The organism is Ensifer sp. (genome assembly GCF_035999135.1).
Taxonomy (GTDB): Bacteria; Pseudomonadota; Alphaproteobacteria; order Rhizobiales; family Rhizobiaceae; genus Ensifer.
Genome location: NZ_DASYGZ010000092.1, coordinates 14,092 through 28,410 on the forward strand (window position 1 = coordinate 14,092; position 14,319 = coordinate 28,410).

Annotated in this window: 11 protein-coding genes; 4 read left to right on the forward strand and 7 right to left on the reverse strand. The window is 63.4% G+C overall.

The annotated features are described in order from the left end of the window. Window positions 1–80: 80 nt before the first annotated feature. Both VGO12_RS10970 and VGO12_RS10975 read right to left on the reverse strand, forming a co-directional pair. Window positions 81–749 carry a tetratricopeptide repeat protein gene (locus tag VGO12_RS10970; protein WP_327512781.1) on the reverse strand — a complete coding sequence of 223 codons (669 nt, stop codon included), beginning with the start codon at window positions 747–749 and terminating at the stop codon, window positions 81–83. Between the two features lie 184 nt (window positions 750–933). Then, window positions 934–1,521, reverse strand: coding sequence for an NnrU family protein (locus tag VGO12_RS10975; protein WP_327512782.1), 588 nt, complete (start codon window positions 1,519–1,521; stop codon window positions 934–936). Window positions 1,522–1,747: 226 nt separating this feature from the next. Between VGO12_RS10975 and VGO12_RS10980 the strand changes: the two genes are divergently transcribed. Beyond that, complete coding sequence (locus VGO12_RS10980; protein WP_327512783.1) at window positions 1,748–2,755, forward strand: polysaccharide deacetylase; 1,008 nt, start codon at window positions 1,748–1,750, stop codon at window positions 2,753–2,755. A 22-nt stretch (window positions 2,756–2,777) separates the two neighbouring features. On the opposite strand, the gene sbmA is transcribed toward VGO12_RS10980, so the two are convergent. From sbmA to glpK, 5 genes are all read right to left on the reverse strand, one after another. Further along, window positions 2,778–4,037 carry a peptide antibiotic transporter SbmA gene (gene sbmA / locus VGO12_RS10985; RefSeq protein ID WP_327512785.1) on the reverse strand — a complete coding sequence of 420 codons (1,260 nt, stop codon included), beginning with the start codon at window positions 4,035–4,037 and terminating at the stop codon, window positions 2,778–2,780. Between the two features lie 155 nt (window positions 4,038–4,192). Then, complete coding sequence (locus VGO12_RS10990) at window positions 4,193–5,392, reverse strand: MFS transporter (protein WP_327512786.1); 1,200 nt, start codon at window positions 5,390–5,392, stop codon at window positions 4,193–4,195. 203 nt (window positions 5,393–5,595) lie between these two features. Then, complete coding sequence (gene map, locus VGO12_RS10995) at window positions 5,596–6,345, reverse strand: type I methionyl aminopeptidase (RefSeq protein ID WP_327512787.1); 750 nt, start codon at window positions 6,343–6,345, stop codon at window positions 5,596–5,598. A 91-nt stretch (window positions 6,346–6,436) separates the two neighbouring features. Then, window positions 6,437–7,489 (reverse strand): LLM class flavin-dependent oxidoreductase, encoded by a 1,053-nt coding sequence (locus VGO12_RS11000; RefSeq protein WP_327512788.1) that lies wholly within the window; start codon window positions 7,487–7,489, stop codon window positions 6,437–6,439. A gap of 152 nt (window positions 7,490–7,641) precedes the next feature. Further along, window positions 7,642–9,129 carry a glycerol kinase GlpK gene (glpK, locus tag VGO12_RS11005; RefSeq protein ID WP_327512789.1) on the reverse strand — a complete coding sequence of 496 codons (1,488 nt, stop codon included), beginning with the start codon at window positions 9,127–9,129 and terminating at the stop codon, window positions 7,642–7,644. A 255-nt stretch (window positions 9,130–9,384) separates the two neighbouring features. Here glpK and VGO12_RS11010 point away from each other — a divergent pair, with 255 nt between their 5' ends. The 3 genes from VGO12_RS11010 to xdhB all read left to right on the forward strand — a co-directional run bounded on the left by VGO12_RS11010 (window position 9,385) and on the right by xdhB (window position 14,127). Next, entirely contained in the window at window positions 9,385–10,161 is a 777-nt protein-coding gene (locus VGO12_RS11010) for a 3-hydroxybutyrate dehydrogenase (RefSeq protein ID WP_327512790.1), read from the forward strand. Between the two features lie 154 nt (window positions 10,162–10,315). After that, the gene (xdhA, locus tag VGO12_RS11015) at window positions 10,316–11,788 is read left to right on the forward strand and encodes a xanthine dehydrogenase small subunit (protein ID WP_327512791.1); all 1,473 of its coding nucleotides are present in this window, start codon (window positions 10,316–10,318) and stop codon (window positions 11,786–11,788) included. 2 nt (window positions 11,789–11,790) lie between these two features. Next, a complete protein-coding gene (gene xdhB / locus VGO12_RS11020) occupies window positions 11,791–14,127 on the forward strand; it encodes a xanthine dehydrogenase molybdopterin binding subunit (RefSeq protein ID WP_327512792.1) in 2,337 nt (778 codons plus the stop codon). Window positions 14,128–14,319 lie beyond the last annotated feature (192 nt).

Sequence of the window (14,319 nt, forward strand, 5' to 3'; positions counted from 1 at the left end):
GGGACCGGTCCTGGGATTGTGCGCTGATTATTACGGGTCATGTACCCGGTTGCCCATCCCCTTCAAGGACGGGCGGAAACTTACGCCTTGCCGCTGGCGGCGATCACGTCGAGCAGCATCTGCGCGCGACCGGTAACGTTGCGCGGGGTCTGCGCATCGTCGACGATCTGCTGGAACCAGGTCTTTGCCTTGGCATAGTCGCCGGCCTTGTATGCCGCCAGGCCGAGCACTTCGCGGGCCGAATGGCGCATGTTGTTCTGCGGCGTCGTCAACTGCTCGACCTCGGCCGAGACCTGCTCGTAGCTGCCGCCATCGACCAGCAGATAGGCGGCGCGCAGGCGGGCCGCGTCGCGGATCGCTTCGGGAACGCCGGCATCCTTGCCGATGTCAGAGAATGCCTTGACGGCTGCGTCCGTCTCACCCTTCTGGGCCTGGAGCGTGGCGGCGCGCAAGCGCGCAAGCACCGGATAGGCGCCGTAGCCTTCCTTCTCAAGACCGTTCAAGGCAGCCAGCGCCTCGTCAGACTTGTTTTCCTTGGCGAGGTTCAGCGCCTGCAGGAAGGCGTCGCCGGACTTCGAGGAAGCGCTGTCCTGCCAGTAGTCGTAACCGACCTTGCCAATGGTGCCGAGGACGATCATGACGGCGATCGCAACGATGACACCGCCGAAACGGGTCCAGATGCTCTTCATCTGGTCGGAACGCAGTTCCTCGTTGACCTCGCGGATAAAGCTGTCGTCTTGGTTCGCCATCGATTGCCCCGGCCTTGCCTGCACACTGGTTCGCTGGTCCGATCGCTTCTTTCAAGGATCGGGACGAGCGCACGCTCCCAAACTGTTCGAGCCTATGCATCGCGTTCTTGCGCACACGCTGCACACTCATGGATTTTGCGCCTTCTACCCGATTTTGCGGCGCTTGTAAGGGGGCTGACGTGAATTAGCCCATCACCACCGGTGCGACGCCGATCAACCATTCGTGCAGCTTCCAGACGAACAGCCCGTAGGCGACAAGGCCGATGACGACGGCGAGCACATCGTTCGTCGCCGATTTGAACACCGGCAGCACGCGCTCGCCGGCCCGCTCGCGGCGCTTGAGCGAGATGCGCAGGATCACCGCCCAGGCGAGAAACGAGCCGAACAGCAGGACGGAAGACGTTTCCCCATTGGCCAGCAGATGCGCCAGCGCCCAGACCTTGATCGACAGCACCTGCGGATGCTTGACCGCGACCGCAATGCGTCCGGCGGGCAGAAACCCGGCCGCCAGCAAAATGAAGGCGAACAGCATCAGGAGCAGCGCGATGTGGCGCAGGAACACCGGTGGATCATAGAGGATGCCGGTCTCGCTGCGGGACTGGCCGAAGCCGTAGATGATCAGACAGAGGCCGATGAGGCTGAGGATGGAATAGATCGCCATCCAGGTGCCCTTGCCGTTGCGCTCGATGACGCCTGCGCGCAGGCCCGGCGCGACAACGCGGACGAGATGAAGGCCGAGGAAGAGGATGATGCCGAGAACGAGAATTGCCATGGGTCACCGCTTTTGTTGGAGATACCGCTGCCATCAAGCGCCGACTGCCGGCCTCGACCAACAATCGGCACTGTCGTCTGCTGATCTGCTATACAATTCGTTCATGCGCGCGAATCCGGCGCAAGCGAACTATGCAGTAGCCTTGCCGGCGGCTTTTTTCCAGACCGATCAAAGGATTGCCGTATTTTCGAACCATTTGCGACAAAACCAAACATTGCAGTTGATCATGATCCGTATTCCCCTCGCCATCTCGCTCGCCCTGTGTCCAGCCCTCGCCTTGGCCGAACCGTCAACGCCGGCAACGGCACCGGCGGGCGACCGGCAGCTGGTGATCGTCTCCTTCGACGGCGCCCACGACAATGCGCTCTGGGAAAAGAGCCTGGCGATGGCCAAGCGCACTGGCGCGCACTTCACCTACTTCCTCTCCTGCACCTTTCTGATGACGCGGGCGGACGGCAAGCAGATCTACCATCCGCCGGGCCAGAAACCGGGCCGCTCCAATGTCGGCTTCGCCCAGAGCCGGGAGGAGATCGCCGCGCGCGCCGGCCATATCTGGCAGGCCCATCTCGATGGCCACGACATCGCCAGCCACGCCTGCGGCCATTTCGACGGCAAGGGCTGGAGCAAGGCCGACTGGCAGAGCGAGTTTGCGACCTTCAATACGGCACTGGCCGATGCCTGGAAGAAGGCGGGCAAGCCCGAGGCCGAGCCTGCGGGCTGGGCGGAGTTTGCAAGAACCGGCATCAAGGGCTTCCGCGCACCCTATCTGTCCTTAAGCGACGGGCTGCTGCCGGCCTTGAAGGCGGACAGCTTCACCTATGATGCGAGCCTCGTGACCAAGGGGCCTGGCTGGCCGACCACCAAGGACGGGATGCCGCGCTTCGGCCTGCCGCTGATCCCCGAGGGCCCGTCGCAGCGCCCGGTCATTGGCATGGACTACAATCTCTTCGTGCGTCATTCGATGGGCGTCGAAAACAAGAAGGACAGTGCCCGTTTCGAGGCGCGCACCTACGAGGCCTACCGCAAGGCGTTCGACCGCGAATATTCCGGCGACCGCATCCCGTTGCAGCTGGGATTCCATTTCGTCGAGATGAACGGCGGCGCCTACTGGCGCGCGCTCGATCGGCTCTTGAGCGAGGTCTGCGGCAAGCCGGACGTCGCCTGCGTCAGCTACGCCCAGGCCCTGCCCCTGATCGAGCAGGCAAAAAAGAAGGCGGGTCGAACCGCCTTCTGATTTACATTCCTGTCGATCCGGCTCAGGCGAGCTCTTCATCGCCACCGACGGCGATGAACTTCTGGTCGATGTGCGGCAATGGCTCATCGTCGATGGCTGCTTCAAAGGCGCGCAGACGCTTGTAGATCGACAGCAGCTCGACGATGGTCGGCCAGGACGAAACCAGGTACTGGAACGATGACGTCACCTGGCCGAAGGCGTTCGAGATCTGGTTCAACGCACCGAGCGTGATCTTGCCGGCGATGATCGACGGCGCCAGGATCAGCAGCGAAAAGATGCCGTTGATCTGCAGGTAGAAAATCCGCGCGATGTTGAAATACAGGTAGTGGAAGTACAGCCTGAAATAGTTGCGGCGAACGTTTGCAAAGAGATCGGCGACCGTCGGCGGCTGGGCGCGATCGGCATGATCCTCACCATAGACCAGTTCCTTGCGGTAGGCTGCTTCGACACGCTGGTTGCGGAATTCGAGGCCCGGCAGCTTGATGCCGACGACCGCCAGGAACACGGTGCCGAACAGCGACCAGAGAATGGCGGCCGTCACGAGCGGATAGGGGATGACGCCGACGATCGGCAGTTCGCTCACGTGGGCCTCAAGTTTGATCAACACCGGCGTGAACGCGATCAGCGTCATCACGCTGTCGATCAGGCTGACGCCAAGGCCTTCCACGGTCGTGGAAAAGCGCATCGTATCTTCCTGCACGCGCTGCGATGCGCCTTCGATGTGGCGCAGCTTGCCCCAGTTGGCCATGTAGTATTCGTTCATCGCGGTGCGCCAACGGAAGATGTAGTGGCTGACGAAAAACCGCGTGATGACCGCAACCGCGACCGCGACCATGGCGATCCCGAGAAAGACACCGATTTCGCTGTAGAACTCCGCCGCTGTCACCACCTTCGTCTTCGAGACGATCGCCTGAATCAGATCCCAGAACGGCCCGTACCAGTTGTTGATCGCGACGCTGACCTGCACCTGAAAATAGGTGACGAAAAGAATGAGGGCGGAGCCGAGGATCGACCAGTTCTGCCAGCGGTGCGGCGAGTAGACATACCAGAAAGCGGCAAACAGGGCGACGACAAGCGCGAAGTAGAGGTAGAACCAGATGAAGGCGGGCGACCAGAAGGCCGAGATACCCGTGATCGGCGGCGCATCTGCCGCCAGAGGCGGCATTCCGAAGACGGCGCCCAGTTGTTCGCCCCCGCCATACCAAGCGGCAACGGCAATCAACGACCAAACGACAAAGGATATGAAGAACAGCTTGGGCTTCGGAAAGAAGGATAGGAACAAGTGCGGCACTCTCGTTTCGGCGGAGACGAACAACTCGCCTCCCGAAGCGCCGAAACTAGGGCAAACCGCCGTCGCCAACAATCGGGTAATGTAAACGTTACTGTTATTTCATTCGGGCGAGCGCTTGTGCCAGCCATGGCATTTTCCGCCCGACCTCACCCTTTCAACGCCGCCGTAATCCGCTTGAGTTCGACAACGATAATGCCGCCGCAAAGGAAGAGCACCGCTGCTGCGATCAGCGTCGGCGCAGCGAAGCTGCCCGTGCGCTCCGCAAGCCGGCCGGCGACCAGCGGCCCGATAATCTGGCCGATGCCGAAGGCGGCGGTCATCAGCGCCAGCGCTTTGCGCGGGCTTTCCGGCGCCAACTGCCGGCCGATCTGCAGGCCGTAGGCGGTGATCATCATGAAGGTGGCGCCCAGCATCAGGCCGCCGGCAAGCGGCGCATAGGGCAAGGGCAGGCTGACCGTCAGCACCAGCCCGATCGCTTCAAGCAGGAGCCCGATCGCATAGACCCCAGCCAGGCCGAAACGCGGCACGGCCAGGCGCCAGAGATAGACGGAGACGGCAGCGGCCAACCCGGTCAGCAGCCAGGCGAGAAACTCGATGCTGTGGCCGCCGCTCCCATCGCGGGCCATCGCAACGAGGAAGGTCGCGGTGATGACATAGCCGAAGCCGAAAAGCGCGTAGGTCAGCGTTACCACCACGAACGGCCGCGTCCAGCGAAGCGGCTTCTCCTTGACAGCGCCAGCCCCCGTCGAAGGAGCGCCCGGCAGCAGTGCGGCAACAAGGATGGTCCCGATCAGCCCGACCAGCGCACCGGTAAACCAGTCGCCTTGAGAGCTGGAAAGTCCTGCATGACCCGCAAGCGGGTTTGCCCAGACGGAGAGCGATGAAAAGGCGATACCGAGACCGACGCCGCCAAAGTGCATGGCCGGCACATGTTCCGAGCGGGCCAGCAGACCGTGGCCAAGCACGATGCCGGAGATGAAGATCATCGCAAAGGCGCTGGCAAGTCCCGCCAGAAACCGGATGAGCGCAAGCACGAAGACGGAAGACGAGAGCCCCATGGCAGCCAAGAGCACGGTAGTCGCAGCCAGCGCCGCAAGGCCGATCCGTCGCTCATGCCCATGCGCCCAGCCGTAGGCCGCAAGGATCGCGCCGGCGAGATAGCCGACGAAGTTGGCCGAGGCGATGAGGCCGGCGTCACCGGGGGAGATGTTAAGATCGGCCATCATCGCCGGCAGGATCGGCGTATAGGAGAACCGGCCGAAGCCCATGGCGACGGCCATGGCGATGGCGCCGGCAGTTGCGGTAGCAGCAATGTTCGTCTGAAGCGGTCTGTCGAGCGTGGTCATGCCACTTTATTGCGCCGCAACACGAAAGATCACAAACGACAATAATTGAAGGACCTATTGAGAAAATCGAACGATCGGCGGTTTCAACAGGTTAGAGGCAAGCCTGCAACGCCGGACGGAAAACCGCTTCGCACTTTCCTGGCGTTGCTTTGCTTCCCGCTACGCCTGACGGAAAACCGCTTCGCACTTTTCCTGGCGTTGCTTTAGCCCGGCAGCGTCACCACCAGCGGTCCGCCGCGGGTGACGACCACAGTGTGTTCGTACTGCACCGTCGGCGCGCGCGGGTCGCTGTAGAGCGTCCAGTCGTCGTTGCCGCCTTCGGCCCATTGCGCGCCCATCGACAGGAAGGGCTCGACGGTAAAGACCATGCCGTCGGTCATCCGGCGGCGCTCTTTGGGATCGGGCCAGGTGGCGATCTCGGTCGGCTCTTCGTGCAGCGAGCGGCCGATGCCGTGGCTGGCGAGATTGGTGACGAGCGAATAGCGGTTCTTGCGGGCAAAGTCGCCGATCGCGTTGCCGATCGCCGCCAGCGGCTGGTCAGGGCGAACCTGCTTGAGGCCGACCCACATCGCCCGCCGGCCGTCGCGGCAAAGCCGGTCGATCGCGGCGGTGACCGGCGGCACCGGGAACGAGGCGCCGGTATCGGCGAAAATGCCGTCCTTTTCCGCCGACACGTCGATGTTGACGAGATCGCCCGCCTTGATCACCCGGCCGCCGGGAATGCCGTGGGCAATTTCCTCGTTGACGCTGATGCAGGTGGCGCCGGGAAAATTGTAGCAGAGTTCGGGCGCCGAGCGGGCGCCTGACGCTTCCAGGACCTTGCGGCCGATCGCGTCCAGTTCAGCCGTGGTGATGCCGGGCTCCAGCGCCTCGCCCATCGCCTGCAGCGCGTTGGCGCAGATGCGGCCGATTTCCTTCAGCCGCAGCAGGTCTTCTTCGTTGTTGAGGGTCATCCGTGTCTCGCTTTCGCGCTCACATGTAGCGCGTCGCAAGGCGTTACGCCAGCATGGAGCAGGACGGCGGGGCGAGCCCCGCCTCCGGCTGTCAGACGGCTGCCGCCGCTTTCTCTTCTGCAACCGCCTTGCGCACCAGCGGCGCGACCTTGGTGCCATAGAGCTCGATGCCGCGCATGATCTGGTCGTGCGGCATCGGCCCGATCGCCATCTGCAACAGGAAGCGATCGTTGCGGAACAGCTTCCAGTTCTCGACGATCTTTTCCGCCACCGTTTCCGGATCGCCGAGGAAGAGGTTGCCGGTCGGGCTGCGCGCCTGGTCGAAATGCGCCCGGTTGGTCGGTCCCCAGCCGCGTTCACGGCCGATGCGGTTCATCACCTCGGCTTGCGGACCGTAGAACTGGTCGGCGGCAAGATCTGATGTGTCGGCGATGAAGCCGTGCACGTTGATGCTGGTTTTCAGCTTGCCCGCATCCTGGCCGGCACGGCGCGCGGCCTCGCGGTAGAGATCGAACAGCGGCGCGAACCGGCGCGGCTCGCCGCCGATGATCGCCAGCGCCACCGGCAGGCCGAGCGCGCCGGCGCGTGCCACCGACTGCGGCGTGCCGCCAACGGCGATCCAGAGCGGCAGCACATCCTGAAGCGGCCGCGGATAGACGCCGCGATCATGGACTGCCGGGCGCATCTCGCCCGTCCACGAAACCTTCTCGCTCTCGCGCACCGCCATCAAGAGATCGAGTTTCTCGGCAAAGAGCTGGTCGTAATCGTCGAGCGACTGGCCGAAGAGCGGGAAGGACTCGATGAACGACCCGCGACCGGCCATGATTTCGGCGCGCCCACCGGAAATCAGGTCCAGCGTCGAAAACTGCTGGAACACCCGCACCGGATCGTCGGAGCTCAGGACCGTCACGGCGCTGGTCAGCCGGATGGTCTTCGTCCTGGCCGCGGCAGCGGCAAGGATCACCGCCGGCGCTGACGCCGCGTAGTCCGGCCGGTGGTGTTCACCCAGCCCGAAGACGTCGAGGCCGACCTGATCGGCAAGCTCGATCTCCGCAAGAAGGTTATCGAGGCGACGCTGACCTTCCCTGCCCTTGTCTGCCGCATTCGGATCGACATCCGCAAATGTGTAAAGCCCGAGTTCCATGGTGCCCGTCCTGTTTGTGTTGTCACAACAGATAGTTGGCGCGCGGGTGGGCAGCAAATGCTCATCCGGGAAACGCTGTGTTTCTCAAGCGAGCATGATTGGATCCTGTGTCAGATCGTAGGCGAGGCCGGATGAAAACGGGGCGCGAGCCGCTAGCTCAGCGTGCGCTTGACGGCGTTGCGCCAGCCTTTCAGCTTCGTCTTGCGCGTCTTATCATCCATCGCCGGTTCGAAGCGGCGGTCGCGGGCCCAGGATTTGGCGAAGTCTTCCTGCTTCGGCCAGACGCCGGCGCGGCTGCCGGCAAGCCAGGCGACGCCGAGCGCGGTCGTCTCCAGAATGACCGGCCGGTCGACCGGCGCGTCGAGCAGATCGGACAGACGCTGCATCGTCCAGTCGGATGCGACCATGCCGCCGTCGACACGCAGCACCGTTTCCTTGCCGTTGTTGCGCCAGTCCTTGTGCATCGCTTCCAGCAGGTCGCGCGTCTGATAGCAGACGGCCTCGAGCGCTGCGCGGGCAAACTCGGCAGGCCCGGTGTTGCGGGTCATGCCGAAGATCGCGCCGCGCGCATCCGGATCCCAGTGCGGCGCGCCAAGGCCGGTGAAGGCCGGCACCAGATAGACCTCCTGCGTCGGGTCAGCACTTTCGGCAAGCCCGCCGGTATCGGGTGCGGCCTTGATCACCTTCAACCCGTCGCGCAGCCACTGTACCGCAGCACCGGCAACGAAGATCGAGCCTTCCAGCGCATAGATGGTCTCGCCGTCGAGCCGGTAGGCGATCGTCGTCAACAGCCGGTTCTTCGAACGAACCATGTCCTTGCCGGTGTTGAGCAGCGCGAAGCAGCCGGTGCCATAGGTGGATTTCAGCATGCCCGGCTTGAAGCAGGCCTGGCCGATGGTCGCCGCCTGCTGGTCGCCGGCAACACCGAGGATCGGGATCGCCGCGCCGAAAAGCTTGGGATCGGTAACGCCGAAATCGGCGGCGCAATCCTTGACTTCGGGCAGCATGGCGCGCGGCACCTTCAGGATTTTCAGGAGCTCGTCGTCCCAGGCGTTCTCCGAGATGTTGTAGAGCAAGGTGCGCGAGGCATTGGTGGCATCGGTCACGAAGGACTTCCCGCCCGTCAGCCGCCAGATGAGGAACGTGTCGATGGTGCCGAAGCAAAGCTCGCCCCTGGCGGCGCGCTGCTGAGCCCTGTCGACATTGGTCAGAAGCCAGTTGAGCTTGGTGCCGGAGAAATAAGGGTCGAGCAGAAGGCCGGTCTTCCTGGTGAAGGTCTTTTCCAGCCCCTGCTTTTTCAGTCGGTCGCAATAGGAAGCGGTGCGGCGGTCCTGCCAGACGATAGCGTTGTGGATCGGGTTGCCGGTCTCGCGGTCCCAGACGACGACGGTTTCGCGCTGGTTGGTGATGCCGATGCCCGAGATGTCGCCGGCCTTGATGCCGGCCTTCGCGATCGCTTGCTCGACGGTCGTAACAACCGTCTGCCAGATTTCCTCCGGATCATGCTCGACCCAGCCGGATTTGGGGAAAAACTGCCGGAATTCCTTCTGGCCGACGCCGACCACCTTCTGCTGGCCGTCGAAGACGATCGCCCGGCTCGAGGTCGTACCCTGATCGATCGCGAGAATATATCCGCCCATATGCCCCTCCCCGGCCACACGCATGTTTATTCACCCGCCTCGAGGACAGGATCTCATTTCGAAAACTTCAATACGATGGCAAAACGAATGTCAAACGAAAACAAAACGCAACCAGACGGCGTCACGAATCCCCTCGGCAAGTCTGTGACCCAAAGCCCAAAAACACAATTGTCAGGTCAGTCGTTTTACGCGTAGGCTGACGCTGCTGCGCCGCAACAAAATTGGTCCGCGGCGCTGCAAAGGGAGAGAGCGACAATGACGAAAACAGCGGTCATCACCGGTTCGACGAGCGGCATCGGGCTTGCGATCGCCAAGGCGTTTGCCAAGGGCGGCGCCAACATCGTTCTCAACGGCTTCGGCAGCCCCGACGAGATCAAAAAGGCAACGGACGAAGTTGGCGCGCTGACGAGCGGAACGGTGCTCTATCATGGCGCCGACATGACCAGGCCCGCCGAGATCGCCGACCTGATCGCCACGGCCTCGGCGCGCTTCGGCAGCGTCGACATTCTCGTCAACAATGCCGGCATCCAGTATGTCGAGAAGGTCGAGGATTTCCCGGTCGAGCAGTGGGACCGCATCATCGCGATCAACCTTTCTTCCGCCTTCCACACGATCCGCGCCGCCATTCCCGGCATGAAGGCGAAAGGCTGGGGCCGCATCATCAACATCGCCTCGGCCCATGGTCTCGTCGCCTCCCCCTTCAAGGCGGCCTATGTCGCCGCCAAGCACGGCGTCCTCGGTCTGACGAAGACGGTTGCGCTCGAGGTTGCCGAAAGCGGCATTACCGCCAATTCGATCTGCCCGGGCTACGTGCTGACGCCGCTCGTCGAAAAACAGATCCCCGACCAGGCGCGCACGCGCGGCATCACCGAACAGCAGGTGATCAACGACGTGATGCTGAAGGGCCAGCCGACCAAGAAGTTCATCACCGTCGAGCAGGTCGCGGCCCTTGCGGTCTATCTTGCCGGCGAGGATGCGGCACAGATCACCGGCACGCACGTGTCGATGGACGGCGGCTGGACGGCGCAATAACGCCCGACCTTTGCCGCGATCTCGGCAGCGCCGGCTTGACGACCGAGCGCTGCCCGCATCGCGTGCAAAACTCCGTTCGGCCCTTTGCTTTTCTGCATAACCACCTAAGATCAAAGTGATTTCAGGACGTATGCAGCAGCAGGGAATGAATGGCATGCCCCAGCCGAACGGATCGATCAGCTTCATCCTCAACGACCGCGAGGTCTCACTTTCCGATATCGCGCCGACCGCGACGCTGCTCGACTACCTCAGGCTCGAACGCCGGCTGACCGGCACCAAGGAAGGCTGCGCCGAGGGCGACTGCGGCGCCTGCACCGTGCTCGTCGGCCGGATCGCCGGCGGCAGGCTCGTTTATGAAAGCGTCAACGCCTGCATCCGTTTCCTGGGCTCGCTGCAGGCGACCCATGTGGTCACGGTCGAACATCTTGCTAAGGACGGGACCCTGCACCCGGTCCAGCAGGCGATGGTGGACTTCCACGGTTCGCAATGCGGCTTCTGCACCCCGGGTTTCGTCATGTCGCTCTATGGCCTCTGGCTCGGCAACGACAGTCCTGATCGCGCCGACATCGAGAAGGCCCTGCAAGGCAACCTCTGTCGCTGCACCGGCTACGAGCCGATCGTGCGCGCCGCGGAAGCGGCCGCCGAGACGCGGCCTTCCGAAATCTTCGACCCGATCACCCGCGAGCGCGAAACGATCACCATCAGGCTGAAGGCGCTGACACCGGCCGAGACCATCACCGTCCGACAGGGCGAGCACTGTCTGATCGTGCCGGCGAACGGAGAAGGCCTGGCGACCGCACTTGCGGACAATCCCGGCGCGACGGTCGTTGCCGGCTCCACCGATGTCGGCCTCTGGGTGACCAAGCAGATGCGGCCGATCAACCCGGTGATTTTCATCAACGGCATCGCCGAGTTGCAGCAAGTCGAGGAGACCGCGGATGGCCTGACCATCGGCGCCGGCGTCAGCTACAGCATGGCCTATGACGCCCTGAGCCGGACCTTCCCCGGCCTCGGCGCGCTCATCAACCGCATCGGCGGCGAACAGGTGCGCAACATGGGCACGATCGGCGGCAACATCGCCAACGGCTCGCCGATCGGCGACAGCCCGCCGCCCCTGATCGTGCTCGACGCGACGGTGACCTTGCGCTCGACCATGGGGCGTCGGACGTTGCCACTCGAGACCTTCTTCATCGCCTATGGCAAGCAGGACCGTAAGCCCGGCGAATTCGTCGAGAGCATTTTCGTACCGCGCCTGCCGGCGGATGATCTCTTTGCCGCCTACAAGATCTCCAAGCGCCGCGACGAGGATATCTCCGCGCTGCTCGGCGCGTTCCGGATATCGGTGGACAATGGCGTGGTCCGCTCCGCCCGAATCGCCTTTGGCGGCATGGCCGCCACGCCGAAGCGCGCCACGAGCGTCGAGGCCGCACTGATCGGCAAGCCCTGGAGCGAGGAGACGGTTCTGGCTGCGCAAGCCGCCTTCGAGACAGACTACCAGCCGCTCACCGACTGGCGCGCCACCAGCGACTATCGCATGCTTGCGGCGAAAAACCTCTTGATGCGTTTCTTCCTGGAATGCGGTGGAGAACCCGCACAACTCGTGCGCTACGCCGCTGGAGAGAGGTAATCATGGACAAGTCCACCTTCGAGGAACGCAAGGCGATCCGCGGCGAGATGCATGTCTCGCAGCGCCACGACAGCGCCCACAAGCACGTCTCCGGCACGGCCGATTATATCGACGACATGCCCGAACCCGCAGGTACGCTTCATGGCGCGCTCGGCATGACCGACCGGGCGCATGCCGAGATCACCGCCATGGACCTGTCGGCTGTCCTTGCTGCACCCGGCGTCGTCTGCGTGCTGACGGCGAACGACATGCCGCATTCCAACGACATCAGCCCGAGCCACCTGCACGATGAACCGGTGCTTGCCGATGGGCTCGTGCAGTTTCACGGCCAGCCCGTCTTTGCCGTGATCGCCGAGACCCGCGACATCGCGCGACGGGCAGCAAGGCTGGCCAAGATCACCTATCGCGACCTGCCGCATTTCACCGACATTCTCGACGCCGTCGCCCGCGGCGGCGAACTGGTGACGCAGCCCTTGACCTTGCAGCGCGGCGACGCCGAGGCCGAACTCGAAAAAGCGCCGCGCCGGCTCAAGGGGCAGATGCGCATCGGCGGCCAGGAGCATTTTTATCTCGAAGGCCATATTGCCCTTGCCATCCCCGGCGAGGACGATGAGGTCACCGTCTGGTCCTCGACCCAGCACCCGAGCGAGATCCAGCACATGGTCTCGCACGTGCTCGGCGTGCCCTCCAATGCAGTGACCGTCAACGTACGTCGCATGGGCGGCGGCTTCGGTGGCAAGGAAACGCAGGGCAACCAGTTCGCGGCCATTGCCGCAGTTGCGGCGAAGAGGCTCAATCGCGCCGTCAAGTTCCGGCCGGATCGAGACGAAGACATGGCGGCGACCGGCAAGCGCCACGACTTCCTGGTCGATTATGATGTCGGCTATGACGACGATGGTCGCATCCATGCGGTCCACGCCAATTATGCGGCGCGCTGCGGCTACTCGTCAGACCTCTCAGGCCCCGTCACCGACCGCGCGCTGTTTCATGCCGACAGTTCTTACTTCTACCCGCACGTGAAGCTTACCTCGCAACCGCTGAAGACCAACACGGTGTCCAACACCGCCTATCGCGGCTTCGGCGGTCCTCAAGGCATGGTCGGCGGCGAGCGCATCATCGAGGAGATCGCCTATCAGCTCGGCAAGGATCCGCTCGACATCCGCAAGCTGAATTTCTATGGCGAAAAGGGTTCCGGTCGCGACGTCACGCCCTATCACCAGCAGGTCGAAGACAACATCATCGCGCAGATCGTCGCCGAGCTGGAGGAAAGCGCGGACTATCAGGCGCGTCGCCAGGCGATCATCGACTTCAACAGGACGAGCCGCGTCATCCGCAAGGGCATCGCGCTGACGCCGGTCAAGTTCGGCATTTCCTTCACGCTGACGGCCTTCAACCAGGCCGGCGCGCTGGTGCACATCTACCAGGACGGCTCGATCCACCTGAACCACGGCGGCACGGAAATGGGCCAGGGGCTCTACATCAAGGTGGCGCAGGTGATCGCCGACAGTTTCCAGGTCGATCTCGATCGCGTCCGCATCACCGCGACGACCACGGGCAAGGTGCCGAACACCTCGGCGACCGCGGCCTCCTCGGGCTCGGACCTGAACGGCATGGCCGCCCATGACGCCGCGCGCCAGATCAAGGAGCGGCTGGTCGCCTTTGCCTGCGAGCGCTGGCAGACGACGCCTGATCATGTCAGCTTCGTGCCCAACCACGTGAAGATCGGCGAAGAGCTGATCCCCTTCCCCGAATTCATCAAGCAGGCCTATATGGGCCGCATCCAGCTTTCGGCCGCCGGCTACTACAAGACCCCGAAGATCCACTGGGACCGCGCCAGCGGCCGCGGCACGCCCTTCTATTATTACGCCTACGGCGCGTCGGTTTCGGAAGTTTCGATCGACACCTTGACCGGCGAATACATGGTCGACCGCGTCGATGTGCTGCACGATGTCGGCCGCTCGCTCAATCCTGCGATCGACATCGGCCAGATCGAGGGCGGCTTCGTGCAAGGCATGGGCTGGCTGACGACGGAAGAGCTCTGGTGGGACGACAAGGGCAGGCTTCGCACTCACGCCCCCTCGACCTACAAGATCCCGCTCGCTTCCGACCGGCCGAAGGTCTTCAACGTCAAACTGGCCGAGTGGTCGAGCAATGCCGAGAAAACCATCGGCCGCTCCAAGGCGGTTGGAGAGCCGCCCTTCATGCTGCCTATCTCGGTTCTGGAAGCCCTGTCGATGGCAGTCGCCAGTGTCGTCGGTTACCGCGAGTGCCCCAGGCTCGATGCCCCGGCAACACCGGAGCGTGTGCTGATGGCCGTCGAGCGTCTTCGCAACGCCTGACGGCCATCGATCCCGCACCTAGATTCGCGGCAGCTCATTGATGCTCAGCAGGCGGCGAGCGGCGGCCATGGCCTCCTCGTCGTCGCGATGCGCCCCATGAACATCCATGAAACCCATGTCTCTCTTCATGTGGTCGGAGAGCGCGTTGACATCGAGCATCGGCTTGGGGGCAACAAGGCCGCCGAACAGGGC